Source organism: Actinocorallia herbida (assembly GCF_003751225.1).
Lineage (GTDB): Bacteria > Actinomycetota > Actinomycetes > Streptosporangiales > Streptosporangiaceae > Actinocorallia > Actinocorallia herbida.
The window spans coordinates 4,872,860-4,899,635 of the sequence record NZ_RJKE01000001.1 but is presented as its reverse complement, the minus strand read 5'-3'; the positions used below and the strand labels follow the sequence as shown (position 1 = coordinate 4,899,635).

The window sequence follows — 26,776 nt, the reverse complement described above, 5'->3', positions numbered from 1 at the left end:
GGAGGGCGGTCTGGGCGGGGCGGGGCGGGTCCGGGTGGGTTTGCCGCCGGGATGGGCGTGGAGGCCGGCGTGGCCGATGAGGAGGGCGGTGAGGGCGCGGAGGGCGGCCCGGCCACGGGCGCGGAGGCGGGGTCGGGTGGGTGGTGCAGGCGCCGCAGCCGAGACGTCCGGTGGGGGCGTCGCCCACGGCAGCCGGACGGCCAGGTCGTCGCCGAGCCGCCACCTCTGACCATCCGAGCCCCGCGCCCCGAACCGCACCGGACGGTCGGCCGGCTCGGGACACTGCTCCCGCACCGGCTCCCGCACCGGCTCCGCGGTGATCTCCACTCCGCCTTGCGTCATGGCGGGCGACCGTGGACGCCTCCCGGAGGGCCCCGCAAGATCGCGGACCCGCCGGACGGCGGAGCCGCCCCGGTGCCCCTGACGCCGCCGCGATCCGGGCGCGTACCGTGTCGGTACCGCGACGGCGTCCGGGTGAATTCGGCGGATAAATATGATGCGCTCTTGACAAATTTCCGCTGTGCCACATCATTATTGTCCGTTGGGTGTGTCGTGGGACACGGCGCACGGCCACCGAGAAGGAGTGGGCGCATGCAGGTGGCGGGAACGCGGTTCGGTTCCGGGGTGAAGCGGCGGGTCGGCCGGGTGGCGGAGAAGGGCAGGGCGCGGGACGACCGGCGCGTCGGGTGGCTGTTCCTGGCGCCGGTGATCCTCGGGTTCCTCGTGTTCTACGCCTATCCGACGGTACGCGGTGTCTGGTACTCGCTCACCGACTACAGCCTGCTCAACGACCCGTCCTACGTGGGCGCCGACAACTACGAGCACCTCATCGACGACGCGCAGTTCTGGAACGCGCTGAAGGTGACCGGCTACTACGTCGTGGTCAACATCGCCTCGCAGACCGTGCTGGCGCTCGGGCTGGCGACGCTGATGCACCGGCTGACGCGGTCGGTCGTGCTGCGGGCCGGGCTGCTGGTGCCCTGGCTCGTGCCGAACGTGACGGTCGGCCTGCTGTGGGCGTGGCTGCTGGACCCCGACCTCGGATTCGTCAACCACCTGCTCGGGTCGGCGGGCCTGGACACGACGCTGTCCTTCAACTCGCCCGCGTGGGCGATGCCGCTGGTCGCGCTGGTCAACAGCTGGGCCTACACCGGGTACACCTCGCTGCTGCTCTACGCCGGGATGCTCCAGATCCCCGAGCACCTGTACGAGAGCGCGTCGATCGACGGCGCGGGCGAGCTGCGCAAGTTCCGGTCGATCACGCTGCCGCTGCTGCGGCCGATCCTCGCGCTGGTGCTGGTGGTCTCGATGATCGGCTCGTTCCAGATCTTCGACACCGTCGCGGTCGTCTACGGCGGCAAGGCGCCGATCCCCGAGACCCGCGTCATCTACTACTACATCTACCAACAGGCGTTCACCTACTTCCACATGGGCTACGCCGCGGCTGTGGCGATGGTCCTCGTGGTCATCCTCGGCCTGCTGACGGCCTTGCAGATGCGGATGCTGCGCGCGTCCCGCTCGGACCTGGGCTAAAGGAGCCGCTCGATGTTCTCCGGATTGAAGATCGGCCGGCGGGCGGCCTGGGCCGTCCTCTTCGTCGCCGTCGTGCTGACCCTGTTCCCGTTCTACTGGATGGTCCGCACCGCGCTCACGCCGGCCGCCGACCTGTACCGCGACGCGACCGCGCTGTGGCCGCAGCACCCCACGCTGATCAACTTCAAGCGCGTGCTCGGCCTGGTCGACCTCGAGCAGGTACGGGAGGCGGGCGGCTCCGGCGCGGAGATCAACTTCCTGCGGTACACGCTGAACTCGATCGTCTACAGCGGCCTGATCGCGATCGTGCAGACCTTCTGCTGCGCGATGGCCGGCTACGCCTTCGCCCGGCTGCGCTTCCCCGGGCGGGATCTGATGTTCGGCGTCATCATCGCGGCCCTCATGGTGCCGCCGATCTTCACGCTGCTGCCGAACTTCGTCCTGGCCAAGCAGCTCGGCCTGCTGAACTCCCTGCCGGGCATGGTGCTCCCCAGCCTGCTGATGACGCCGTTCGCGGTGTTCTTCCTCCGCCAGTTCTTCCTGTCGATCCCCAAGGAGGTCGAGGAGGCCGCGGTCATCGAGGGCGTCGGCCCGTGGCAGATGTTCTGGCGGATCGTCCTGCCGATGAGCCGCGGCCCCCTGATCACCATCGGCCTGACCACGGTGGTCTGGAGCTGGAAGGACTACCTCTGGCCGCTGCTGGTGGGCAAGGAGGAGAGCACCCGGGTCCTCACCGTCGGCCTCGGCGTGTTCCTCCAGCAGTCCCCGAACACCGCCCCGGACTGGACGGGCCTCATGGCCGGCTCCGTCATCTCCATCATCCCGGTGCTCATCCTGCTGCTCTTCCTGGGCAAGCGCCTGGTCCAGTCCCTGAACTTCTCCGGCAGTAAGTGAGCCAAGCCCATCGGAACGGTTCGGTCCCGCACCGGGAAAAGGGCACCTGGTCTGCGCGGATCACCTGCGGTCACTTTTCGGGTGCATGAGGTTCCGTGAATTCTGGGGTTGACTGCGAAAAACGTTTCTTGCACAGTGAAACGGTTCTGTCTTCTGGCGGAAGGATCCTTTTGTTCTCCTTCGTTTCGGCGCGCCCGCTGCGCCGGGCTGCGCTCGTCGCCGGTGCGGCCTCCTGCGCGGCGGTCGTACTCTCGGCACCGGCGTCGGCCGCTCCGTCCCAGCTTCAGCTCGGGGACACCGGCGCCAGCGTGGTCTGCCTGCAGAAGGGCCTCAACCTCGAGTACAGCGACTGGACCAGCAACTCGTCCCCCCTTGCCACCGACGGGATCTTCGGCACCGCGACGCGCAACGCCGTCAACGACCACAAGTCGTGGTTCGGCCTCACCACGGACGGCATCTTCGGAAAGGGCGCCGGCGACGCCATGATCTCCCTCTCCTACACCGCCACCGCGAACGGAAGGACCGCGGCGACGACCTGGCGGAACGGTTGCGCCAGTCAGATCCCGCACAACTAGACAGGGCCCGGAACGACACCGACGGCGATATCCCGGCATTAATTCGGATAACTTTGTTCCGGATTCGTGGCTCGTGCCGCGATGGAACGGCCGGTCATATTGATGAGCCCGGTGGTCCCCTTTTGAGCGGGCCCCGGGAGGTCCCGCGGCGACCGCCGATGCCCTCGCGCGTCGGCGGTCGCCGGTGTTCAGCGGGTCTGGTGGCGGGTGAAGTAGGCGACGAGGTCGGGAGCCAGGGGCGGGACGGTGAAGGGGGCGCCGTCTTCGCGGAGGGAGCGGGTGGCGAGGTAGCCGGCGGCGACGCTCATGCGGGCGGCGACCGGTGAGGTGTCGGTCGGGCCGCCGTGGCGGGCGAAGCGCAGGAACTCGGCCATGATGGCCGTGTCGGCGCCGCCGTGGCCGCCCTCGGCGGGTGGGACGGTGTAGGCGATGTCGCAGTCGTCCCGGTACGTCGACGGGCCGCGGTTCCAGACCTTGACGACCGCGCCGTCCTCGTCCCCGAAGTTCTCCAGCCGCCCGTGGGTGCCGATGACGGTGTAGTTGCGCCAGTAGTCGGGGCTGAAATGGCACTGCTGGTAGGCCGCGATGACCCCGTTGTCCAGCCGCATGTTCATCACCGACACGTCCTCGACGTCGATGCGGTGGTTCAGGCCGGTCGAGGAGGTCGGCGGCCACGGCCAGTCGGTGAGCCACCCTTCGGCGGGCGGCGTGCCCTCGGGACGGCGCGGCAGACCGCCGTAGAGCATGAGTTCGCCGAGGGCGTTGACGCGCTCGGTGTAGCCGCCCGCGAGCCAGTGGACGACGTCGAGGTCGTGCGCGGCCTTCTGGATGAGCAGACCGGTGGTGCGCCGCCGGTCGGCGTGCCAGTCCTTGAAGTAGTAGTCGCCGCCCCGGCCGACGAAGTGCCGCACCCAGACGGTCTGCGGCGCGCCGATGTCACCGCGCCGGATGATGTCGCGCATCAGGCGGATCACTCCCATGTGCCGCATGTTGTGCCCCAGGTACAGCCGGGTCCCGGTGTCGGCGGCGGTGCGGAGCACCCGGTCGCAGTCCTCGATCGTGATGGCGAGGGGCTTCTCCAGATAGACGGTCTTGCCCGCCTCCAGCGCGGCGCAGGCGAGGTCGGCGTGGGTGTCGTCCGGGGTGGCGATGACGACGGCGTCGACGTCGGCCCGGTCGAGCAGGCGGTCGTGGTCGGTGAATCCCGCCGCGCCCTCGAACCGCTGAACGCCGCGCGCCAGCGCCGCAGTGTCGGTGTCGCACACGGCGGTGACGCGGCTTCCCTGTCCGGGCCGGTGCGCGGCGTCGGCGAGTTCGCCGCGCTGCCCGGCGCCGATGAGGCCCAGCCGCAGGTCTCGCGGGTCGGTCATGAAGTCCTCCGGAAATGGGGGACCCCGGACCGGACCCGAGGGCACAGTCCGGGGTCGTGGGTGAGGGGGCTCAGCCGGTGACGGTGATCTTGTCGACGTCAGGGGCCCAGCCGCCGGGGTCGGCGAGGGTGATGGTGTTGGCGCCTGCCGCGAGGGTGACGGTCACCGTCTTGGTGCCGACGGTGTTCCAGTCGGCGGTCGCCGGGAAGCCGACGGAGGTGGCGGGCCCGCCGTTGACCTGGACGGTCGCGGTGCGCGCCTCCGCCGTGAGGTAGGAGATCGTCAGGGTGCGGGTGCCGCCGGTCCCTCCGGCGACATTGTTGAAGGTGAGCGTCGCGCCGTTGCCGACGTAGCCGACCTTGGACCCGCCCGAGCACGTCGCGCAGGCCGCGATGACCGCCGTGCCGGTCCGCGTGTTCCCGGTGGCCTCGGCCTCGACCGTCGCGGACGTCGTGGTCGTGCCGCCGACGCTGATCTTGTCGAAGTCGGGCGCCCAGCCACTCGCGTTGGCGAGGGTGATCGTGTTGTTCCCCGAGGTGAGGATCACGTCGACCGTCTTGGTGCCGACGGTGTTCCAGTCGGCGGTCGCCGGGAAGCCGACGGACGTCGCCGCCCCACCGTTGACCTGGACGGTCGCGGTGCGCGCCTCCGCCGAGAGGTAGGAGATCGTCAGCGTGTGCGTCCCGGCCGTCCCGTCGCCCACCTGGTGGAAGGTGAGCGTCGCGCCGTTGCCGACGTAGCCGACCTTGGACCCGCCCGAGCACGTCGCGCAGGCCGCGATGACCGCCGTGCCGGTCCGCGTGTTCCCGCTCGCCTCGGCCTCGACCGTCGCGGACGGTGTGCCCGCCGCCTGCGTGGTGACGGAGAGGGCGGAAGACGCCGCCGAGGAGTTCCCGGCCGCGTCACGCGCCTTCACGGTGTAGCTGTAGGCCGTGCCCGCGGACAGCCCGGTGTCGGTGTAGGAGGTGGTGGCGGTCGTGCCCACCGCGGTGCCGTTGCGCAGCACCTGGTAGGAGGTGACCCCGACGTTGTCGGTGGCCGCGTTCCACGTCAGCGCGGTCGAACCGGACGTCGTGGCGGACGCGGCGAGCCCGGTCGGCGCGCTGGGCGCGACGGTGTCGGTGCTCGTGCCGACGGTCACCGGGCCGAGGCCGAGCCAGCCGTCGGCGTTCTGGGCGGCGTTGGCGAAGCGGAGCTTCTTGGCACCGGCGTTGACGGCCTCCAGCGGGTTCTTCACCCGCATCACCCACTGGTAGTCGCCGTTGGCGACGCCCGAGAGGCTGACGCTGGTGTCGTAGTACTGCGGGTGGCCGTAGTCCAGGTACGTCGGGTCGGCGCCGACGTTCCAGTCCGGGAAGGACCTGATCCTCAGCGGCATCACCTTGCGCAGGTCCCAGGAGGTGTCCCAGGACTTCACGACGGTCCCGGCGCTGTTCTTCAGGCCGAGCGAGACCGTCCACGGGTAGTAGAACGGGGCGACGCCGTTGTTGGCGATCCGTACCCCGACCTTGGCGGTGCCGGAGGCGGTGCCGGTGTAGTAGGAGTCGGTGACGCCGAGGTCGTAGCCCATGAGCCGGACCGCGGCGGCGACGTTGGCGTCGGTCGAGCTGTAGCCGGCGCTCTGCTCGTTCATCTTCCAGGTGGTGTGCTCCAGCTCGATGCACGCCTTCATGTCGTCGACGTCCCCGGAGCCGCCCGGCCAGAAGGAGAAGGCCCGCGACTGGATCTCGGGCCGGACCTCACCGCCCATCGAGGAGGTGATCCACTTGTTCTCCACGCCGGCGTCGAGCGCCCGCTGGAGCTGGGAGTAGCTCGCGCCGCCGAGCGACGTCGGCAGCGTCACCCCGGCGAGCGGGCTGCCTTCGCGGAAGCAGAACGAGTCGTCGTGGTAGCCGATGTCGAACCCGCTCGCGGCCGACCCCCCGGCGCCCGGGTACCGGACTTCGAGCTTGGTGGTGTTGAAGGCGTTGTCGAACGCCTGGAGGATCTGCGCGCCGTGCGCGTCGGTCGGCATGTAGTTCGGCAGGCCGTCCGCGGTGTCGGTGTCGTAGGGCCAGGTGTGCCATTCGCCCCACAGCCCGATGAGGCCGGTGTGGACGAAGCCGACGCGCGGGTCGCCGTCGTACCGCGCCCCGAACGCCGCGATGAAGTTCTGGAGGGCGGTGAGGAGGTACGCGCTGTCGTAGTCGGGGCTGGTGGTGCCCCAGTTGGCGTTGGTGCGGTAGGTGACGTGGCCGTCGAAGCAGTGCGGGATCGCGTTGGCGGGGTGGGTGCCGGAGCCGCCCGGGTACTCCATGTAGAACCGCATGGCGACCTGGTTGCCGTAGGTGGCGCTCTCGTTGAGGGCCGCGTCGACGAGCGACCAGTCGTAGGAGCCGCAGTTCGCCGCGTTGGTCATGATCTCGGACAGGCCGAAGTACGTCCAGGTGAGCGAGTGCGGGTAGCCCGAGTTCTGGTTCGCGCCGGGGGAGTAGAAGCGGGCGAAGCCCTTGAGCGGGTTGTCCACGGGGCTCGCGGCCGCGGTGAGCGGGTGGGCGGTCAGGGACGGGTCGGGGCTCGGCGGGGCCGTCGGCCGGGGCGGCGGCCCCTGGGGGGCGGCCCCCGCGGGCGCCGCCGACGGCAGCGCCAGCAGCGCGCCCATGGCCAGGGCGACGGCGGCGCGGCAGAACCGCGTCAGGGTGGAGTGCATGGGGGTGGTGACCTCCGTTGGGGGGTGGATGGTGGTTCCCCGAGAGCGGACGGGCCCGGTCAGGAGACCCGGGTCCGGCCGAGCGTGAGCCAGCCGGGGAGCGTGGTGTCCTGGCCGGCGTTGGCGAAGCGCAGCGGCACGCCGCCGCGCAGCGGGTTGGCGGCCCGCAGGACGAGCGTGTACTCGCCCTTGCGCAGGCCGGAGTCCGGGAGGGCGGCGGAGAACTCGACGGGCGCGCCGGGCTGGACGCCGGTGAGCTTCCAGGACGTCGTCCAGGTCTTGGCGACCCGCCCGTCGCGGCCGACGGCGGCGAGCTGGAGCGGCCAGTCGTAGGAGAACGGCGCGACGCCGTCGTCCCGCATCCGGATCGAGACGGTGAGGCCGCGGCGGCTCTCGCCGGTCCGCATCGCGCTGACCCGCAGTCGGTAGCCGAGGGACTTCGCGGCGGCCAGCGCGTTGTCGTAGGCGGCTCCGGTGTAGCCGGGGGTGAACGCGTAGTGGTTCAGCAGCCACGAGGCGTGTGTCTGGGCGACGCCGTCGGCGAAGTTGTTGTCGCCGTCGCTCGTGCAGTCCATCGGCAGGTCGAACAGGCAGCCCTGGAGCTCGGGGCGCAGCTCGCCGGCGACCGGGACGTCCTTCCACTTCTCGGTGGTCCCGGCCTGCCGCATCAGGTCCATGAAGTGCCAGCCCGTCCCCGGCAGCGTGGAGTAGGCGAAGGAGTCGTCGTGGTAGCCGATGTCATGGGCCGCGTTGTCGGTGCTCGGGTAGCGGACCATGAGCCGGGTCTCGTCGAAGGCCGCGTCGTAGGCGTCCAGGATCCTGACCTGCTCGGCCTGGGAGGCGAACCAGTTCTCGGTGCCGGGGTCGCCGTTGTGCGGCCAGGTGTGCCATTCGCCCCAGAACCCGAGCAGACCGAGCTGGACGAAGCCGACGCGGGGGTCGCCGTCGTAGGCGGCGCCGAGGGCGGCGATGAACTCGTCGAGCGCGGCGACGAGGCGGGGGTCGTCGTAGTCCGGGGAGACGCTCTGGCCGTTGTTGCCGAAGTCGTCGTACGGGTGGGTGGTCAGGCCCGCGTCGAGCAGGTACTGCGGGACGCCGCTGGGCTTGCCCGGGTAGTCCAGGTAGAACCGGAAGGCCGCCTGGTGGCCGCGGGCGGCGATGGCGTCGAGCTGGTCTTCCAGGGCGGTCCAGTCGAAGGCGCCGGGGCCGGTCATCACCGCGTCGAGCGGCAGGTAGAACCATTCCATCGAGTGCGGGAACGTCGAGTACGAGCCGGAGTAGGGGATGAAGCCCTCCAGGGGGTTGGTGTCCGGCGCGTCCGCGGCCGCCAGGGCCCGCCAGCCCGAAGGCGCGGAGGCCGCCGCGACCGAGGTGGGCAGGGCCGTCGCGAGCGCGGTCAGCGCGGCCACGGCGGCGATCCGGACGTGCCGGGGGATCGGACGATGGGCCATCGGAGCCTCCACAGGGGATGTTCGCCAGAGCCGCGTTATGAGCTGCCCTTGACAAATTTTCGATGAGCCACATCATTATTCGAGAGAGCCACCAAGGCAAGAGGGAACTTTTTCTGGCCCCTCGGCCCCATCCCCTGGAAGAGGACCTCGATGTTCAACAGAAAGCGCATCGGCACCGCGCTGGTCTGCGGGTTGCTGGCGGGCACGGCGCTCGCGGCCTGCGGTTCCGGCGACGAGAAGCAGAGCGGCCCCGTCACCCTGGACTACTGGCTGTGGGACGACAACCAGCTGGCCTCCTATCAGCAGTGCGCCGATGCCTTCCACACCGCGAACCCCGACATCACCATCAAGATCACCCAGAACGCGTGGGCGCAGTACTGGCAGAACCTGACCACCCAGCTGGCCGCCGGCGACGCCCCCGACGTGTGGACCGACCAGGTCTCCTACTACCCGCAGTTCGTCTCCAGCGGGCAGATCCTCGACATCCAGCCCTACGTCGAGGCCGACAAGGTCGACCTCACCCAGTACCAGGACGGTCTCGCCGACCTGTGGACCAAGGACGGCGCCCGCTACGGCCTGCCCAAGGACTGGGACACCGAGGCGATCGTCTACAACGCCGACATGCTGGAGAAGGCCGGCGTCAAGCCCGAGGAGCTGGCCGACCTCACCTGGAACCCCACCGACGGCGGCACCTTCGAGCAGCTCATCGCCAGGCTGACCATCGACGACAAGGGCCGCAACGGTCTGGACCCGGCCTTCGACAAGGACCACGTCAAGGTGCACGGCTACCAGCCGGAGTGGAACGACGGTTCCCAGGGCCAGAACGGCTGGGGCGAGCTCGCCGCCGCCAACGGCTGGACCTACCTGGACAAGAACCCCTGGGGCACCCGGTTCAAGTACGACGACCCCAAGCTCGTCGAGACCATCGCCTGGTACAAGTCGATCACGGAGAAGGGCTACGCGACCCGGTTCGACAAGCAGTCGACCCTCGGCATCGACGCGATCATGGGCTCCGGCAAGGCCGCGACGACCATCGCCGGCTCCTGGACGATCAACACCTACCTCGGTGAGGACGCCGCGCAGGACTTCGCGATCGCGCCGCTGCCCGTCGGCCCGGTCGGCTCGCGCAAGAGCGCGATCAACGGCCTCTCCGACGCGATCTGGGCGGGCACCGAGCACAAGGACGCCGCCTGGAAGTGGGTCAAGTTCCTCGGCTCCGCCGAGTGCCAGGACCTCGTCGCCGCCAACGCCGTGGTGTTCCCCGCGATCAAGACCGCGACGGAGAAGGCGCTGGCCGCGCACAAGGACAAGGGCCACGAGGTGCAGGCGTACGTCGACTACACCAAGACCCCCGGCGCGACGTTCCTGCTGCCGATCACCGAGCACGGCACCGAGATCAGCCAGATCGTCCAGGACGCCCTGCAGTCGGTCGCCGTCGGCCAGGACGAGCCCGGGTCTGCGCTGAAGAAGGCCAACGAGCAGGTCAACGGCCTGTTCGGCTGATCGTTCCACCGCCTTTCCCGCTCGGTGGGCCTCGCGCCCGCCGGGCGGTCACCGCTGTTCGCTGTTTTGAAGGAGTGCCATGCCTTTGCTCGTCGACCTGGCCGGCCGCACGTTCGCGGTCGAGCAGACCGGGGCGCAGCCGCCCGAGCCGGTCACCGGTGGCCTGATCCTGCCTCCCGGCAGAGTCGCGGTCCTGCACGGTCTCGCCGACGCCCTGTTCTACCGGCACGGTCAGAACTCCTGGAGCCCGTGCGGCTGGCGGCGCCTCAGCGAGGACCCCTTGCGGATCGCCGACCCCGGGCGCCGCCTGACCGCCGACGACACCGTCTGGGATGATCCGCACCGCCACCACTCCTCGGCGGTCGCCGCGCTCCAGGGCCCCGACGGACGGGTCCTGCTCCTGGGCTCGCTCGGGCTCGGCACCCCCCGGCTCGCCGCCGACCGCGACACCCTCGTCGGCTGGTGCGAGGTCGACGGCGCGCCATGGTTCCTCGCCTACGGCACCGAGGCGGAGGTGTTCGGTCACTACACCGCGCAGCTCGCCGAGCGGCTGGGCTCCGCGGATCAGCGTGCGGGCAACGTCTGGTGCACCTGGTACGCCTATTACGAGGGCATCACCGAGGAGGCCCTGGCCAAGGACGTCGCCGCGCTGACCGGGCTGGGCTTCGACGTCGTGCAGGTCGACGACGGCTGGGAGCGGGCCGTCGGCGACTGGGCGGCCAACGAGAAGTTCCCCTCCGGGATGCGGGCGCTGGCCGAGCGGATCTCCGCGGCGGGGATGCGGCCGGGCCTGTGGCTCGCGCCGTTCATCGTGCTGCCGACTTCGGAGACGGCGCGCGAGCACCCCGAATGGCTGCTGCGCGACGAGGCGGGGGAGCCGGTCGTCGCCGGGAACAACTGGGGCGTCGGGTACTGGGCGCTCGACCTCACACATCCGGGTGTCCAGGAGCACCTCACGGAGATGATCCACCGGGTGGTGCACGAGTGGGGGTTCACCTACCTCAAGCTCGACTTCATCAACGCCGGCGCGGTCCCCGGCGTCCGCGCCTCCGGGGCGCCCCGCGAGCAGGCGTACCGGGACGCGCTCGCGCTGATCCGGCGCGTCGCCGGCCCCGGCGCCTACCTGCTCGGCAGCGGCGGCCTGCTGCTCCCGTCGCTCGGGCTGGTCGACGGGATGCGCAGCGGCCCCGACGTGGCGCCCCTGTGGACCAACTACGCCACGAACGACCCGTCGGACGCGATGGCCTACAACGCCGTCGTGAACACGCTTCACCGGCTGTGGCAGGCGCCGCTGCTCCAGGTGGATCCGGACATCGTCTACTTCCGCAGCCGCCTCAACCTGCTCACCGAGACCCAACTGGGCTGGTTGCAGGACCTCGCCGCGATCTGCGGGTTCAAGGCGATCTCCGACCCGCCCTCCTGGCTGACCCCCGACGAACTGGGACGGATGATCGCCTATCTCGGCCAAGATCCGGAGATCGTCCAGGAGGGCCGCTACCGTTTCAGTCTGGACGGCCGTCCCGTCGATTTCACCGCCGCGCTGAACCCGGACCAGCGGTATCCGATCTCCTGATCGGACGGTAGGATTATGCTTTGGTAAAGCATAATTAGGGGGACACATATTTAGGGGGACAGTGGTGACCGAGGCGGTCGCGGGTGGAGCCGACGTCAGCAAGCTTCGCGAGCTGAATTCGCTCAGCATCGTGCGGGCGATGCGGGGCCGGCGGCCCGCGACCGTCACCGAGCTCGCCACCCGCACCGGCCTGTCCCGCCCCGGCACCGACGTGGTGGTCCGCGGGCTGGTCACCGACGGCTGGGTCAAGGTCGTCGAGCCCGACGGGAGCAGCGTCGGGCGTCCGGCCCGCCGCTACCGCTTCAACGCGGGCGCCGGGCACGTGCTCGGCGTCGACGTCGGCGGCCACAAGATCCTCGTCCTGCTCGCCGACCTCGACGGCACGGTGCTGCACCGCCACCGGCTGCCGGTCGCGTCCGACGCCGACCCGGCCGCCCGGCTGGAGGCCGTCGATCTCGCCATCACGCAGTGCCTGAGCGCCGCCGGGATGCGGCCCGAGGAGATCTGGGCGGTGACGGTCGGGGTGACCGGTCCCGTCGACGCCACCGGCCGCACCACCCTGTTCACCCCGCTGCCCGGCTGGGCCAGCGTGTCGCCGGCCGAGCACCTCGCGGACCGGTTCACCTGCCCGATCCTCGTCGAGAACGACTGCAAGCTCGCCGCCGTCGCCGAACGCTGGCAGGGCGCCGCCCAGGACGCCGACGACATCGTCTACCTGCTGGCCGGCATGCGCACCGGCGCGGGCCTCATCATCGACGGCACGCTGCGCCGCGGCTTCGGCGGCGCGGCCGGCGAGATCGGCGCGCTCAAGGCGGTCCGCTGGCTCTCGGCCCCCGCGCACATCGAGAACTGCCCCGGCGTCCCCGAGGACATCCACCCCGACGACAAGGCGGCCTGGGTCTTCGAACGCGTCCGCGAAGGCGACCGCGACGCCAAGGCCGCGCTGCGCCGGTATGTGAAGGACCTCGCCGTCGGCGCGGCGGCCCTCGTCCTCACCCTCGACCCGCAGGTCGTGGTGCTCGGCGGCGGCTACTCCCGCTCCGCCGACCTCATCATCGACCCTCTCACCCGCGAGCTCACCCGCCTGTGCCTGCGCGTCCCGGAGATCCGGGCGTCGAACCTCGGGGCCGACAGCGTCGCCCTCGGCGCCCTGCGCGTCGCTTTGGACCAGATCGACGCCCGCCTCTTCGGCGACGGGATGCCCGCTCCCCTCGCCCTGTCCTGACCGCGGCCCCGCGGCTCGCCCGGCTCGGCTCGACCGGCCTGGCTCGGCTCGACCGGGCCGTTCGGACCGCCGGGGCGCCCGTCCCGCGGCCCGCCTGACCTGCCCGCGCCCGCCCGGCTCGCCTGCTCTGCCCGGCTGCCCGGCTGTCCGGCTGTCCGGCTGTCCGGGAACCGGCGCACGTCCGCCGAGCGCCGGATGCGGGCCGTTCGGACGGCGGGTCCGGCCCCTGGCGGCGCGATGTTCGGTAATGTTGATTTCCTGAGGCGAGCCGGACGCGGTGGAGGTGGCGGTGCTGGCGACACAGCGGCAGGAACTGATCGCGGAGGCGGTGCGGCGCGAGGGCTCGGTGCGGGTCGTGGAGCTGGCCGAGCGGTTCGGGGTGTCGGACATGACGATCCGGCGCGATCTGGAGCTGCTGGCCGAGCAGGAGCGGCTGGTCAAGGTGCACGGCGGGGCCACGGCCCTGGAAGGCTCGGCCGCCGCCGAGCCCGGGTTCGCCGTCAAGTCGGGGGTGCTGCGGGCGGAGAAGGAGCGGATCGGGCGCAGGGCGGCGGAGCTGGTGCCGCCGGGCAGCGCCGTCGCCCTGTCGGCGGGCACGACCACGTGGGCCGCCGCGCGCCACCTGGTGAGGGTGCCCGGCCTGACGGTCGTCACCAACTCGTGGTCGGTCGCCGAGGTCTTCCACGCCGAGGGCGGCGCGGACCAGACCGTGGTGCTGACCGGGGGCACCCGGACCCCGTCCGACGCGCTGGTCGGCCCGATCGCGGTCGCCGCCGTAGCCTCCCTGAACGTCGACGTGCTGCTCTTGGGCGTGCACGGCATGAGCGTCCGCGCGGGCCTCACGACCCCGAACCTGCTGGAGGCCGAGACCGACCGCGCCCTGATGGCCGCCGCCCGCCGCCGGATCGTGCTGGCCGACCACACCAAGTGGGGCGTGACCGGCCTCAGCACCATCGCCCCGCTGCGCGACGCCGACGTCCTGGTCACCGACGACGGCCTCCCCGAGGAGGCCCGCGCCGACCTCGCCGCCCACGTCGGCGAACTCGTCATCGTCTGAGTCGGCGCGGGTGCGTCGAGGCCGAGACCGACCGCGCCCTGATGGCCGCCGCCCGCCGGGGAACCCTCCATCGTGGGAGGCGGGGCCGACCCTGTTACGCAAGGGCGCGGGCTCCGGGCCCGGCGACCGCTTCGAGCAGGCGGGCGGGGCGCAGGCCGCGTGCGGCGTAGGCGTCGGCGACGGCCAGGCCGAGCGCGGGGATCAGGTCGCGGTGCGCCAGCGCGATGACGGAGCCGCCGAAGCCGCCCCCGATCATGCGCGCGCCGAGCGCGCCCGCCGCCAGGACCGTCTCGACCGTCAGGTCGGCCTCGGGCCAGGAGACCTCGTAGTCGTCGCGCAGGGAGCGGTGCGAGGCGGTCAGGAGCGGGCCGACGCGCGGGACGTCCCCGGCGCGCAGGGCCCGCACGACCTTCTCCACCCGCCGGTTCTCGGTGACCACATGCCGGACCCGCCGGATCTCCTCAGGGTCGTCCAGCGCGGCGAGTGCTGCGCCGAGGTCGGCGACCTCGCGCAGGGAGGCCAGGCCCAGCCGTGCGGCGGCCCGTTCGCAGGCGATCCGGCGCGCGGCGTACTGGCTGTCGGCCAGGTCGTGCGCGGCCCCGGTGTCGATGACCAGGATCCGGTGGTCGCCCAGGAGGAAGGGGATCTGCTCGGTCTCGCCCGAGCGGCAGTCCAGCAGGAGCGCGTGGTCGCCGCGGCACAGCAGCGACGCCGACTGGTCGAGGACGCCGCAGGGCACTCCCGCGTACAGATGCTCGGCCCGCCGGGTGAGGTCGATCAGCTCTCGGCAGTCCAGCTCAAGCCCATACAGGCCGGTCAGGGCGAGTGCCGTGGCGCATTCCAGGGCGGCGCTGGAAGACAGGCCCGCGCCTTGCGGAAGATCGGAGGCGATGCGCAGGCTCGCCCCCGCGACGGGGTGCCCGGCGGCCCGCAGGCAGCCGGCGACGCCCGCGACGTAGGCGGCCCACCCGGTGATCCGGCCGGGTGAGAGGTCGGCCAGCTCGACGCGGGCCTCGAGGTCGCCGGAGCGGATCTCCAGGACGCCGTCGTCGCGCCGGGCGCCGGTGACGGTGACGCCCTGGGTGAGCGCGAAGGGCAGGACGAGCCCCTCGTTGTAGTCGGTGTGCTCGCCGATGAGGTTGACGCGGCCGGGCGCGTGCCAGCTCTGGTTCATCGCCGCGCGAACCCCCACGCGTCGGCGACCATCTCGTTAAGGCCGCGCTCGGCCTTCCAGCCCAGGTCGCGGGCGATGGCGGCGGAGGAGGCGACCAGGATCGCGGGATCCCCGGGTCGCCGCTCCTCGATGACGGCCGGGATGGGCAGGCCGGTCACCTCGCGGCAGACGTCGATGACCTCCCCGACGGAGTGGCCGCCGCCGCTGCCGAGGTTGTAGACGACGTGCGCGCCGGGCGCGCAGGCGTCGAGGGCGAGCAGGTGGGCGCGGCCTAGGTCGACGACGTGGACGTAGTCGCGGACGCAGGTGCCGTCGGGCGTCGGGTAGTCGGCGCCGAAGATCCGCACGGCCTCGTGCCGCCCCAGCGCCGCGGCCAGGACATTGGGGATCAGGTGGGTCTCGACGGCATGGCGCTCGCCGAACCGGCCGTGCGCCCCGGCGACGTTGAAGTACCGCAGGGAGACCGCGCCCAGGCCGTGCAGCCGGGCGTACGCGGTGAGGACGCCGTCGATGGCCAGCTTGGTGGCGCCGTAGGGACTCGTCGGCCGGGGCGGCGCGTCCTCCGGGATCGGCGTCCGTTCCGGGTCGCCGTAGGCGGCCGCGGTGGAGGAGAACACGATCTTCGCGACGCCGGTGCGCCGCATCGCCTCGAACAGCGCGAGCGACTCGCCCAGGTTGGCGTCCCAGTAGAGCGCGGGCCGCGCCACCGACTCGCCCACCAGGGACTTCGCGGCGAAGTGCAGCACCGCGTCGAAGCCGCCCTCGGCCAGGACGGCCTCCGCCGCCTCACGCAGGGAGCCCCGGACGAGCCGCGCCCCCTCGGGCACGGCGTCGGCGTGGCCCGTCGACAGGTCGTCGAGCACGACGACCTCGTGCCCCTCGGCGAGGAGCTGCGCGGTGACGACGCTCCCGATGTATCCGGCGCCGCCGGTGACCAGCAGATTCATGAACGGGGGCTCCGATCGGTCGACGCGTCGCGCAGCCTCCGCGCGGCGGTCTCGGGCAGGACGTCGTTGAGGAAGGCCCCCGCGCCCGACTCACTGGAGGCGAGGAACTTCCACTTGTCGACGTCCCGGCGGGTGGTGAACACCTGGGCGTAGAAGTGCGACAGGTCGGCGCGGTGCCGGACCGGGGCCTGGTGCCAGCACGCCATGTACGGGGTCTCGCCGGAGCCGAAGAGGTGCGCGAACCTGCGCAGGACCTCGCCGTACAGGCGCATCAGGTCGGCGCGCGCCGTCTCGTCGAGGGCGGCGAGGTCGGGGGCGCAGGTCCGGGGGGCGAGGTGCACCTCGTAGGGCCAGCGGGCGGCCTCCGGCACGTAGGCGACGAAACCGTCCGTCTCCGCCACGACGCGCGGCCCTGCGGCCTCGCGCGCCACGATCTCGCACAGCAGGCAGCCGCCGTGCCCGTCGCGGAACGCCCGCGCCGACTCCAGGACCGCCCGGTGCACGGGCGGCAGGTAGGGGTAGGCGTAGATCTGCCCGTGCGGATGCGCCAGCGTGGCCCCGACGCGCGCGCCCCGGTTCTCGAACACGAAGACCTGCTCGACCCCGGGCAGCGCCGAGAGCGCCCGGGTGCGTTCGGCCCAGGCGCGTCCGATCGTCGCGAGCCGTTCGTCCGGCAGTTCGGCCACCGACCTGCCGTGGTCGCTGGAGAACGACACCACCTCGCAGCGCCCCCCGGCAGTTCCGCCCAGCGCGGGGAACCGGTTCTCGAACACCGCGACGTGGTAGTCCGCGGCCGGGATCTCGCTGGGTCGTCCGGCTTCACTCGGGCACAGCGGACAGTCCGCGGCCCCCGCGCTCACCGTCCGCGTCTGCCGGTGCGCCGCGACGAGCACGACCTCCCCGGTCAGCGGATCGCGCCGCACCTCCGCCCCGGCCGCGGCCCGCTCCAGCACCCGCCCGTCGACCGCGGTCCGGTCGAAGCCCGCCGTGTCGTCGTAGTAGACGAGCTCCCGCCCGTCGGCCAGCCTCCCCACGGTCCTCCCGCCGACCTCGGCCCTCACCTCGACCCCGCCCAAGCCCACCGACCTCCTCAGCGCCGGGCCCGGCGTCTCCGCGCCCCGAGCACCCCCAGAAAACCAGAAGACCAAACATATTTCAACAGTGAGCGTTCGATTATGTTTGAATCTGCAGCCGGACGGCACTGGCGACCGGGCAGAACGGGGCCCGAGGGGTGATCTCGTGCCGGGTAAAGTGCTGCGCGGAAGTTCTGATCGAGTCGAGGGATGCCGTGTCGAGCACGCCGCCGCTGCCGGGCCGGCCGGCCGCCGCCACGAGCGGGGAGACCAGGCGGCGCATCATCACGGCCACGATGCGCTGCGTGGCGGAGATGGGCTATTCGCGGGCGACCATCCGGCAGATCGCGCGGGTGGCGTCCTGGACAAGCTGATGGCCGTTCGACACACGGCCACGACCCCGCCGGAGGTCTACCAGGCCACCGGACGCGCGCTGAGGCTCCTCATCCAGGGCTCCCTGTTCGACTACACGAAACTGGCCTAGGGCCTGTAACGAAGGACATATATGGCTCGCCCTTACGACCCGGGGCCGAAACAGTTCGTCTTCGTCGCCGGTGACGGCGACGACCGGCAGGTCTCCGTGGGCGACCCTCAGGAAGCCTACGTGGCGTTCTCCGCTTTCTTCCGGGAGCGGAATTCCGGCACCTGCACCATCGAAGATGTGCCGGCCGGCCAGAAACTGGTGCTCATGCCCGGTCAAGGGGTGATCGCCCGGATCGAAGTGGCGGACCGACGCCGGTTCGCCTGCCTCAAGGCCGACAGGGCCAATCGCTATCTGCCGGCCGCGATGCTGTTCTTCGAGAACGGATATGCCGGTCTCGACCACTTCGGTCAATGGTTCCCGGACCTCGCCGACCTCGACGCGTCACCGGAGGCCCGCGGTGCCATCCGTGCCGCCACGATCACGACCGAAGCCGCGGCGATCGAAGAAGTCGCCCGAATCTGGAGCGATTCGGGAATCGTAGACCCGAGCGACCGGTACTACGTCTTCTTCGACTCGCACGGTGCCGACGATGACCGGGCCGAACGAGCCGAACTGCTCAAGTTGATCGAGTTCCTCGGTCTCGAACGGGTCGACGCTCCTGCCGGGGCCGCCGATGGCGAAGTCCGGGTGCGCGCCGACAGGCGCCTCGATATCGAGTTCGAGCGATGGTCGTGACGCGGGACGTCGTTTTCACGCGCAGGAGCGGCTGGATCCCGCAGGTGATCCGCGAGGACGGTGAGCTGAGACTGATGCTCGGCGCCGGGGCCGACGCCGATCATGAGCCCCGCACGTTCACGTTCCCGATCGGGGAAGCCCATCTCGCGGTGCTCCGGGAAGACCTGGCCAGACACCTGCTGCTGTGGAGCGCGGTCCTTCCGCTGTGCGACGCCGCCGGAACCCGGGGCCGGCTCGACGAGAACGCCGCCGTCGCGCTCCTGGATCCGATCCTCCTGTCCTCGCCCGCGGACGTCGACGCGCTCTTCCAGCGCATCCGGTGGGACAGGGGTCGGCTCATCGCCCACGGCGCCGACATCGGCCTGCTCGAACTCGGTCGGCTCTACGCGGCGATGCGCACGGCGACAGAGACGTCGAACGGGAGAAGGGCTCAGGAGTACCACGCGGACCGCGCTCGCGCCGAGCGCGGAACCGTGCTCGGTCCACTCGATGCCGCGCTACTGAGGTACACGGGCCAGTACCTGCACGGTGCGACGGTTCCGAAGCGGATACCCGACTCCGTCGACCCCGCGCTGCTGCCGGAGGTCATGCGGGTGATCGCCACCGCGGAACAGGCGTGCGCCGGGATGCGGATCGGCCGCGATCCGCGACGGGGCGAGCGCGCCACCGACAAGCGCGACCGGGACCGGATGGCGGCGACGGCCGACGCGGCCGTCCGCCGTGCGCACCCCGAACTCGTCGACGACGCGGTGCGCACCGTGAGCTTCCTGATCTGCTCGGAGGCCGCGGACCGCTCGAGGAACGCACCCATGGAGGACGGCGAGCGGGCCCCCGGCGACCGCGTCCGCGAGAGCGCCGGGAAGACGGTCCTGTCTTTCACCGACGACAAGGGCGTCGAGAAGAAGTGGCTCCTCGGCGGTCCTCGCACCGCCACCGTGGACTTCTGGGAGTTCGTCGCCGATCGCTCCGCCGCGGACAACGAGGTGTTCACCATCGAGGACGAGGAGAGGGGAGAAGGGATCCAGCTCCATTTCTACGCGGATTCCGCCGCCCGGATCACGACGGTGCGCGAAGGCGAGGACGGCGGGCCGGATCCGGAGTACCGGGTCGAGTACAGCCTGGTCGACGGGATCGGCGGGTACCGGAACCTGGTGAGCGCCTTCGTCCGCGGCGGCTGCGCCGCACTCGAAGAGCACGGCCCCTGGATAGGGGACAACGCCGAGTTCGAGCGGGCGCGCAGGCAGCGCGACGCCGAGTAGTCCGCCGGATTCTTCGATCTCCCGAAACACCGGTGCGGTGACGGGTGGGGGCGGAGCGGCCGATCAAGGCGCCGGGGAGTCCGTGGAAGGCGCTGCCGGCCCGGAGCTCCTGGACGGCTTCACCGGCCCGGTGGACGCGGACCGTCCGTCCGTTCGGGGAGCCCGGCGCGAGGTGGCCTGGACCAGAGGTCCCGGCGGAGGCGGTGACGGTGAGGACGAGTGAGGGGCGCTCCTGGCCGGCGCCCGGCGTCCAGGAGCGGGAGGCCACGTCGGTGCAGTACTGCGCGGGGTGCGCGGGGTGGAAGTAGCCCTGGCGCGAGTAGACCATGTTGTCCCGATGGCAGTACCACAGGTCGGCCCGGGCCCGTACGGCCTGCTCACAGAGCGCGCAGGCGGCCTGCCATTCCTTGCGCCGCCTTCTTCCCGACACGACGAAGGTCGGGATGAGGAGGACGGCGATGACCATCAGCCCCGCCGTGATGATGAGGCCGGTGTGGCTCTCGGCGGATACCTGGTCGAGCAGGATCCAGATTAGACAGGGCAGAGCGATGACGCACGCGGCGATCAGGGGGCCGGAGTCCTGGTGGCGCGGGGGCGGCGGTATGTCCAGCATCTCCGCCAGCGTGCTGCGGGTGCCCCCCCGAGGAGCTGATTTCGTGCCGGGTGGTGGCCGTGGGAAAGAAGGCGCCACTCACGTAGATCTTGCCGTGGGCGAAGCCGGTGCTGCTGCGATGGCTCGTCTGCGTGTCGATGACCGCGGACACCCGCTGAATCCGGTCGGAGCGCCGGCACAGAGGGCAGGCGTTGGCGTCGGGCGCGTGCTCGGTCAAGCGGACCCTCCCGCGTCTGAACGATCGCTGATCGCGATACCAGTGAGCATTTCAGATTTGACGGATCATTCGGTGTATACGGTCGGCGGGGAGTCAACAGGAGCAACCGGGCTGCCGGGCGCGGCGAAGGATGATCTCATGGGGGCGTGCCCCTCACATTTCCCTCGCACGCCGCGGTCGTGCTGCCGTTGAAGATGCGGTGGCCTCGAAGGTTCGACGGGGTCGCGCTCGTGGTCGGGTCGGCGGTGCCGGATCTGCCTTACGCGCTGGGCAGGCCGCTGCTCACCTACGGGCACACCTGGGCGGGCCTCGTGGTGTGGGGTGTGCCCTTGAGCATGGTCGCGGCGCTGCTCGTCCGGCGTGCGGCGCCCGTCGCCGCGGCGCACCTGCCGGGCTGGTCGCGGGACTACGGCGTGCTGGGCGGAGTACGCCACCGGTGGTACGTGACGGCGTCGTCCGCGCTGGTCGGCGCGGTCAGCCACCGGCTGTGGGACGACGTCACCCACGCGGGGCTGCCCGGGACGTCGATGGGGTACGCCGCGCTCGGCGAACCGGTGGTGGACGGGATCCCGTGGTGGTTCGTGCTGCACGGGGCGTCCACGGTGCTCGGCCTGGCCGGATGGGCGTGGGCGACCGTCCTCATCGGACGCCGGGGGCTGCTGCGCGAGTGGCACGGCCCGCCCCCCGAGACCGTTCGGCGGCCCCGACGGTTCTGGACGGTCCTCGCCGGAATCCTCGTGACCGGGAGCATCGCCTCCGTGCTGCTGCCCTACGGCGACGTCCCGGTCAACTTCATGATCCGGGCACTCGTCGTGTCCGCGTTCGCGGTCATCGTGGCGGCCCAGGCCGTCGAGCTCACCGGGGCCCGCGCGCCACGGATGCGAATCCCTCCCGCGCGGGGTGGGTACGGGGCGAAGGAGAACATGCGGAACGCGGAGGGGCGAAGGCCGTGAACGGGAGTCGGATCGAGGTCGACCGGAGCCGCGTTCTCGCTTACCGGGTCGCGGCCCACGGGTTCGACCGCGCGTCGGAGGCCCCAGAAGTGCTCCGTCTCGGCGTTCAGGACACGCCCAGAGGCTCGGCCCTGCCGGCGCTCGCCGCCAGGGGCGCGTCCCGGGACGGGCTGGAGACCGTCTGGTCCTTCCGCGGCGCGCCGCATCTGCACCCGAGGGCCGGGCTGCCCGCGCTCGCCGAGGCACTGTGGCCGCTCGACGACGCGGACGCCACGGGACGGATCAGCACGGCGGTGATCAAGGAGGGGGCCGGACTCGGTCTGGCGGCCTTCACGGCGACCGCCGAGGCCTTCAGGGCCGCCGTGACCGGACCGCTCGCCAAAGGCGAGGTCAGTACCGCCGTGAGCGCGGCGGTGCCCGAGTCGCTGACGTATTGGTGCGCGACCTGCGGCGCGCGGCACATCTCCGGGCTGCTCTTCCAGCAGGCCGGTCTGGCGGGGGGCGTCCGGGTCGGCGCCGAGGGGCGGCGGACGGTGCTCGCCCCGCTGGAGCCGTCGTTCCCGGTGCCGTCGGCGGCGCGCGGCACCGCGGAGCTGGTCCGCGCGTACCTGCGCTTCCACGGGCCGACGACGCCCGCGGAGGCGGCCAGGTTCTTCGGCACCAAGGCCGGGACCATCAAGAAGGCATGGCCCGGAGACCTCGCCGAAGTGCGGATCGACGGACACCGGGCCTGGCTGCCCGCTGATTGGGTCGGGGACCTGGTGGGCGCCGTGCCGGGCGACGCCGTCCGGCTGCTGCCCCCGGGCGATCCGTTCCTCCAGGCCAGGGATCGTGCGTTGCTCGTCCCCGACAAGGCACGGGAGAAAGAGGTCTGGCGGGCGCTCGGTCCCCCGGGTGCGGTGCTGGCGGGGACGGAGATCGCCGGAGTCTGGCGGGCCAAGACCGTCGGCCGCCGTCTCGACCTGACCGTCACCCCGTTCGAGCCCCTGTCGGCGGCCGCCATGAAGGCCCTGGAAGCCGAGGCCGCCACGGTGGCCGCGGCCCGCGGCGCCTCCGACGTCCGCCTGACGGCCACCGCCTGACGGCGAGATCGCTCCGGCGGCGACCTGCCGCGGTCACCGGTGCGTTCGGTGCCTCAGGGGGTTTCGCGAAGTTCGAGACCGCCGCCGGTGACGACGCCGACGCAGGTGAGGGACACGGAGGCGTGCGGGCCGGTGTCGGTCCAGGCGCTGTACCTCGTGCTCACGACGGGGAAGCCGCGGCTGTCGTTCAGGCATTTGATCATGGCTCGGTACTGGCCGGTCCCCGAGGCGCAGTTCCGCGTCACGACGGTCCGGAGCGTGCCGGTGGAGGTCTGGTCGCGCACCACGGTCGAGGTGCAGTCGGCCGGGAGGGCCGCAGCGGGGGAGGCGGCCCCGAACACGGCGGCGGGGACGGCGAGGGCGGTGGCCGCGAGCGTCACGGCGGTCTTGCGGCGAAAGCGCATGGTCGGTCTCCTTGTCGGCCGCCCCGACCGGCCCGGCGGGCCCGAACACCGTTTCCGGGGCGGCTCCGCCATGATCGGCCGGGTCGCGTCCCCGGCGCCTGAGCCGGGTGTCCCTCCGGCCGTCCTCGGAAGCAGCGCGCGTTTCAGGGTCTTTGTCCCCGTTCGCGGGCCCTCGCGGCGGTCCGGCGCTGGGCGTTCATTTCCCGGGGCCGGTGGTGGACCCGGGGGTGCTACGGGTGCGACCGGGGCCGGCTCTCGGTGACGGTGGTCGGGTGACCGGGCCGGGTCCGCCGCACGGCGCGCCCGGCCCGGTGGTCCAGCGCACCGGGAACGGGGGAGATCGTCATGCGGTCGTCCGGCATCGACGTCGTGGTGGAGCCGGGTGCGGACGTGGCCGGAGGTGCGACGGCGGTCCGCGCCGGGCCCGAGGACGCGGCGGACTTCGAGTCCGTCCGGCACCTGTTGTTCCGGGTCGCCTACCGGACCCTGGGACGGGCCGCGGACGCCGAGGACGTCGTTCAGGACGTGTGGGTGTGCCGGCAGGGCGCGGACCGGGCCCAGGTGCGCGACCGGCTGGCGTTCCTCGTGACGATCACGACCCGGACCGCGCTCAACGCCGCGACCTCGGCCCGGGCCCGTCGCGAGGTCGGCGCGGGTGCGTGGAGTCCTGAGAGATGGCTCACCTCCGTCGATCCGGAACGGGAGGCCGAGCGCGGGGAGGTGCTGGAGCTCGCGGTCCGGCTCCTGCTGGAACGGCTGTCTCCCGTCGAACGTGCCGTGTACGTGCTGCGCGAGGCGTTCGGGTACCCGTTCCGTGAGATCGCCGAGCTGCTCGGGCTCAGCGAGGCGAACGCGCGGCAGCCGGCGGTCCGGGCGCGCAGGCGCCTCGCCGTCCGACGGCACCGCCCGGGCGGACCGGCGGAGCGGGCGCGACTGCTCGCGGCGTTCCGCGACGCGGCGGGGAGCGGCGACCTGGCCCCCCTCCTCCGGCTTCTCCGGCGTGGGCTGCACGCCGTACCAGGGCCTCCGGTGGTCGCCCCAGGTCATTGATCCACCACCGATGGTCAGCGAGCCGTGGACGTTGGAGGGTGGTGACATTCCGGCGAATTGTCCGGATCGCTCACGCTGGTGCATGATGGGGATGACCCGCTGTGAACACGGGTTTTGCCCCTTTGACCTGTGTGGTGGTGGATGTCGTACGGCGCTCCCCGGCGCGGGCTGCTCGGCCGGCGTGCCGAGTGCGCGGCGCTGGACCAGGTGACGGCCGGGGCCGGCGCGGGCCGGAGCCAGGTGCTGGTGCTGCGGGGCGAGCCCGGAGTCGGCAAGTCCGCGTTGCTGGAGCACCTGGCGGAGAACGCGGTGGGGTGCCGGGTCCTGCGGGCCTCCGGCGTCGAGTCCGAGATGGAGCTGGCGTACGCCGGGCTGCACCAGCTGTGCGTGCCGATGATGGGGTACCTCGATCGTCTTCCCGGTCCTCAGTACGACGCCCTGGCCGTCGCGTTCGGGCGGAGCGCGGGGAACGCGCCGGACCGTTTCATGGTCGGGCTGGCGGTGCTCAGCCTGCTGGCCGAGGTGGCGGAGGAGCAGCCTCTCGTCTGTGTGGTGGACGACGCCCAGTGGCTCGACCGGGTCTCCGCGCAGACGCTGGCCTTCGTCGCGCGCCGGCTGCTCGCGGAGCGGGTGGCGCTGGTGTTCGCGGTGCGCACGCCGGCGCACGACGCGGGTGACGACCCGTGGCACGGGCTGCCGGAGCTCGCGGTCCAGGGCCTGCGCGCCGACGACGCGCGTGCGCTGCTGGATTCGGTGGTCCCCGGACGGCTGGACGAGCGGATCAGGGACCGGATCGTCGCCGAGACCCGCGGCAACCCGCTGGCCCTGCTGGAGCTGACGCGAGGGCAGACCGCGGCGGAGCTGGCCGGCGGGTTCGGGCGTCCGGACGCGCGGCCGCTGGCGAGCCAGATCGAGCAGAGTTTCGTACGGCGCATCGGATCCCTTCCGGACTCGGCGCAGCGGCTCCTGCTGGTGGCGGCAGCCGAGCCGGTGGGCGACGTGCCGTTGCTGCGGCGGGTGGCCGAGCGCCTCGACCTCGGGGCGGACGCCGAGGGGGCGGCCGAGGCGGCGGGGCTGATCGAGATCGGCGCGCGGGTGCGGTTCCGCCATCCGCTGGTGCGTTCGGCGGCCTACCGCGCGGCCGATCCCGGCGTGCGCCGGGACGTGCACCGCGCGCTGGCCGAGGCGACCGATCCCGATTTCGACTCCGATCGACAGGCCTGGCACCGCGCCCACGCGGCGGTCGAGCCCGACGAGGACCTGGCGGCCGAGCTGGCCCGGTCGGCCGACCGGGCCCAGGCCAGGGGCGGCATCGCGGCGGCGGCCGCGTTCCTGAGACGTGCGGCCGAGCTGACGCCCGATCCCGTCGGCCGCGGCACGAGGGCGGCGGCCGCGGCACGGGCCACCTTCGAGGCCGGGGCTCCCGACACGGCGCTCGAACTCGTCGCCGCCGCGGAGATGAGCCCGCTGGACGAGGCGGAGCGCGCCCGGCTGGCCAGGCTGCGCGCCCAGATCGTCTTCGCGCGGCGGCGGGGCGGTGCGGCCCTGCCGTCGCTGCTCGACGCGGCCGGTCGCCTCGAGGGCGTCGACGCAGGACAGGCGCGGGAGGCGTACCTCGACGCGATCGGCGCGGCGGTCTTCGCCGGCCGGCTCCAGGGCGGCATCGGCGTACGGGAGGCGGCCGAGGCCGCGCGCTCCGCGCCGCGCGGACCACGGCCCCCGCGGCTGCCCGACCTGCTTCTCGACGGCCTGGCCGCCTGGTTCACCGCGGACCACGGCACCGCGGCGGCCCGGTTGAAGCCCGCGCTGCGGGCGTTCCGGGAGGCCGCCGGATCCGACGAGGAAGACGTCATGCGCTGGCTCTGGCTGACCTGGCTGGCCGCCGGCGACCTGTGGGACGACGAGACGTGGCATGTGCTGACCACGCGCGCGGTCCGGGTGGCCCGCGACACCGGCTCGCTCAACTTCCTGCCTCTGGCCCTCGCCTACCGTGCCGCCGTACATGTGCACGCCGGGCAGTTCGACCTCGCCTCGACGTTGATCGACGAGTCCGCCACCCTCACGGAACTGACCGGAAATTCGCCCCTCGCCTACCCGTCGCTGCTGCTCGTGGCCTGGCGCGGCGAGGATCCCGCGGGGGCGGAGGTGATCCGGTCCGCCGCCAGGGACGCGACGTCCTGGGGCGAGGGGCGGGCGATCGGCCTGGCCGACTACCTGTGCGCGGTGCTCTACAACGGCCTCGGCCGGTACCAGGACGCGCTGGCCTGTGCCGAACGGGCGGCCGAGCACGAGGACCTGGCGGTCGTCGGGTTCGCCCTCGCCGAACTGGTCGAGGCGGCCGCGCGTGGTGACGCCCCCGAGGCGGCCGCGGCCGCACTCGTCCGGCTGGAGGAGCGGGTCACCGCGAGCGGCACGGACTGGGCCCTGGGCGTGCTGACCCGGTCGAGAGCGCTGCTGTGCGAAGGTCCCGAAGCCGAGCCGCTGTACCGCGAGGCCATCGAACGCCTGGCCCGCAGCCGGATCACGATCCACCTCGCCCGCACCCACCTGGTGTACGGCGAGTGGCTGCGCCGCCAGAACCGGCGCGTCGACGCGCGCGAGCAACTGCGCATCGCCCACGACCTGCTCCAGGGCTTCGGCGCGCTCGCTTTCGCCGAACGCGCCCGTCGCGAGCTCATGGCCACCGGCGAGACGATCCGCCAGCGCACCGTCGACCTCCGCGAGGCCCTCACCGCCCAGGAGACCCAGATCGCCCGCCTCGCCGCCGACGGCAAGACCAACTCCGAGATCGGCGCCGAACTCTTCATCAGCCCCCGCACCGTCGAATGGCACCTCCACAAGGTCTTCACCAAACTCGAAGTCAACTCCCGCAACAAACTGCGCAACGCCCTGACCCCCACCTGAGCATCCTTCACGCCGGATCTCGTCCTGCTCACCGTGGTCCTGCCCCATCCGGAGCGGGACGGCGACCACCG

Annotated in this window: 21 protein-coding genes; 13 read left to right on the top strand and 8 right to left on the bottom strand. The window is 72.1% G+C overall.

Annotated features, from left to right (window positions below):
- Positions 1–591 precede the first annotated feature (591 nt).
- The 3 genes from EDD29_RS22545 to EDD29_RS22535 all read left to right on the top strand — a co-directional run bounded on the left by EDD29_RS22545 (position 592) and on the right by EDD29_RS22535 (position 3,002).
- Positions 592–1,533, top strand: coding sequence for a carbohydrate ABC transporter permease (locus EDD29_RS22545; RefSeq protein ID WP_123666324.1), 942 nt, complete (start codon positions 592–594; stop codon positions 1,531–1,533).
- Positions 1,534–1,545: 12 nt separating this feature from the next.
- The gene (locus EDD29_RS22540) at positions 1,546–2,427 is read left to right on the top strand and encodes a carbohydrate ABC transporter permease (protein ID WP_123666323.1); all 882 of its coding nucleotides are present in this window, start codon (positions 1,546–1,548) and stop codon (positions 2,425–2,427) included.
- A 170-nt stretch (positions 2,428–2,597) separates the two neighbouring features.
- Positions 2,598–3,002: a peptidoglycan-binding domain-containing protein gene (locus tag EDD29_RS22535; RefSeq protein WP_170201513.1), complete on the top strand. Its 405-nt coding sequence runs from the start codon at positions 2,598–2,600 to the stop codon at positions 3,000–3,002.
- A 188-nt stretch (positions 3,003–3,190) separates the two neighbouring features.
- Here the strand turns inward: EDD29_RS22535 and EDD29_RS22530 are convergent, their stop codons facing one another.
- From EDD29_RS22530 to EDD29_RS22520, 3 genes are all read right to left on the bottom strand, one after another.
- A complete protein-coding gene (locus EDD29_RS22530) occupies positions 3,191–4,372 on the bottom strand; it encodes a Gfo/Idh/MocA family protein (protein ID WP_123666321.1) in 1,182 nt (393 codons plus the stop codon).
- Between the two features lie 70 nt (positions 4,373–4,442).
- Positions 4,443–7,061 (bottom strand): carbohydrate-binding protein, encoded by a 2,619-nt coding sequence (locus EDD29_RS22525; RefSeq protein WP_211359838.1) that lies wholly within the window; start codon positions 7,059–7,061, stop codon positions 4,443–4,445.
- Between the two features lie 59 nt (positions 7,062–7,120).
- Positions 7,121–8,512: a DUF4832 domain-containing protein gene (locus EDD29_RS22520; protein WP_123666320.1), complete on the bottom strand. Its 1,392-nt coding sequence runs from the start codon at positions 8,510–8,512 to the stop codon at positions 7,121–7,123.
- A gap of 150 nt (positions 8,513–8,662) precedes the next feature.
- On the opposite strand from EDD29_RS22520, the gene EDD29_RS22515 reads away from it, so the two are divergent.
- The 4 genes from EDD29_RS22515 to EDD29_RS22500 all read left to right on the top strand — a co-directional run bounded on the left by EDD29_RS22515 (position 8,663) and on the right by EDD29_RS22500 (position 13,870).
- Positions 8,663–10,015, top strand: coding sequence for an ABC transporter substrate-binding protein (locus EDD29_RS22515; RefSeq protein ID WP_123666319.1), 1,353 nt, complete (start codon positions 8,663–8,665; stop codon positions 10,013–10,015).
- Positions 10,016–10,094: 79 nt separating this feature from the next.
- Positions 10,095–11,588, top strand: coding sequence for a glycoside hydrolase family 36 protein (locus EDD29_RS22510; protein WP_123666318.1), 1,494 nt, complete (start codon positions 10,095–10,097; stop codon positions 11,586–11,588).
- A 64-nt stretch (positions 11,589–11,652) separates the two neighbouring features.
- Positions 11,653–12,813: an ROK family transcriptional regulator gene (locus tag EDD29_RS22505; protein WP_123666317.1), complete on the top strand. Its 1,161-nt coding sequence runs from the start codon at positions 11,653–11,655 to the stop codon at positions 12,811–12,813.
- Positions 12,814–13,102: 289 nt separating this feature from the next.
- Complete coding sequence (locus tag EDD29_RS22500) at positions 13,103–13,870, top strand: DeoR/GlpR family DNA-binding transcription regulator (RefSeq protein ID WP_123670621.1); 768 nt, start codon at positions 13,103–13,105, stop codon at positions 13,868–13,870.
- Positions 13,871–13,964: 94 nt separating this feature from the next.
- Here the strand turns inward: EDD29_RS22500 and galK are convergent, their stop codons facing one another.
- The 4 genes from galK to EDD29_RS45565 all read right to left on the bottom strand — a co-directional run bounded on the left by galK (position 13,965) and on the right by EDD29_RS45565 (position 17,359).
- The gene (gene galK / locus EDD29_RS22495) at positions 13,965–15,062 is read right to left on the bottom strand and encodes a galactokinase (protein ID WP_246052934.1); all 1,098 of its coding nucleotides are present in this window, start codon (positions 15,060–15,062) and stop codon (positions 13,965–13,967) included.
- A complete protein-coding gene (galE, locus tag EDD29_RS22490) occupies positions 15,041–15,991 on the bottom strand; it encodes a UDP-glucose 4-epimerase GalE (RefSeq protein ID WP_123666315.1) in 951 nt (316 codons plus the stop codon). The genes galK and galE overlap by 22 nt, the downstream gene beginning before the upstream one ends.
- Positions 15,988–17,073 carry a galactose-1-phosphate uridylyltransferase gene (galT, locus tag EDD29_RS22485; protein WP_246052932.1) on the bottom strand — a complete coding sequence of 362 codons (1,086 nt, stop codon included), beginning with the start codon at positions 17,071–17,073 and terminating at the stop codon, positions 15,988–15,990. Before galT ends, galE begins: the two co-directional genes overlap by 4 nt.
- Positions 17,074–17,164: 91 nt before the next feature.
- Positions 17,165–17,359: a hypothetical protein gene (locus tag EDD29_RS45565; protein ID WP_170201512.1), complete on the bottom strand. Its 195-nt coding sequence runs from the start codon at positions 17,357–17,359 to the stop codon at positions 17,165–17,167.
- 210 nt (positions 17,360–17,569) lie between these two features.
- Between EDD29_RS45565 and EDD29_RS22475 the strand changes: the two genes are divergently transcribed.
- The 4 genes from EDD29_RS22475 to EDD29_RS22460 all read left to right on the top strand — a co-directional run bounded on the left by EDD29_RS22475 (position 17,570) and on the right by EDD29_RS22460 (position 22,347).
- On the top strand, positions 17,570–18,223 hold the full coding sequence (locus EDD29_RS22475) for a hypothetical protein (RefSeq protein WP_123666314.1): 654 nt from the start codon (positions 17,570–17,572) through the stop codon (positions 18,221–18,223).
- Complete coding sequence (locus EDD29_RS22470) at positions 18,214–19,482, top strand: DUF6357 family protein (protein WP_123666313.1); 1,269 nt, start codon at positions 18,214–18,216, stop codon at positions 19,480–19,482. Before EDD29_RS22475 ends, EDD29_RS22470 begins: the two co-directional genes overlap by 10 nt.
- 976 nt (positions 19,483–20,458) lie before the next feature.
- Positions 20,459–21,265, top strand: a complete 807-nt coding sequence (locus tag EDD29_RS22465) for a DUF4184 family protein (protein WP_123666312.1) — start codon at positions 20,459–20,461, stop codon at positions 21,263–21,265.
- Entirely contained in the window at positions 21,262–22,347 is a 1,086-nt protein-coding gene (locus EDD29_RS22460) for a DNA glycosylase AlkZ-like family protein (RefSeq protein WP_123666311.1), read from the top strand. The genes EDD29_RS22465 and EDD29_RS22460 overlap by 4 nt, the downstream gene beginning before the upstream one ends.
- Positions 22,348–22,400: 53 nt before the next feature.
- Here the strand turns inward: EDD29_RS22460 and EDD29_RS22455 are convergent, their stop codons facing one another.
- Entirely contained in the window at positions 22,401–22,751 is a 351-nt protein-coding gene (locus tag EDD29_RS22455; RefSeq protein WP_123666310.1) for a hypothetical protein, read from the bottom strand.
- A 345-nt stretch (positions 22,752–23,096) separates the two neighbouring features.
- Between EDD29_RS22455 and EDD29_RS22450 the strand changes: the two genes are divergently transcribed.
- Complete coding sequence (locus EDD29_RS22450; protein ID WP_123666309.1) at positions 23,097–23,801, top strand: sigma-70 family RNA polymerase sigma factor; 705 nt, start codon at positions 23,097–23,099, stop codon at positions 23,799–23,801.
- A 141-nt stretch (positions 23,802–23,942) separates the two neighbouring features.
- Positions 23,943–26,705, top strand: coding sequence for a helix-turn-helix transcriptional regulator (locus tag EDD29_RS22445; protein WP_123666308.1), 2,763 nt, complete (start codon positions 23,943–23,945; stop codon positions 26,703–26,705).
- Positions 26,706–26,776: the final 71 nt, after the last annotated feature.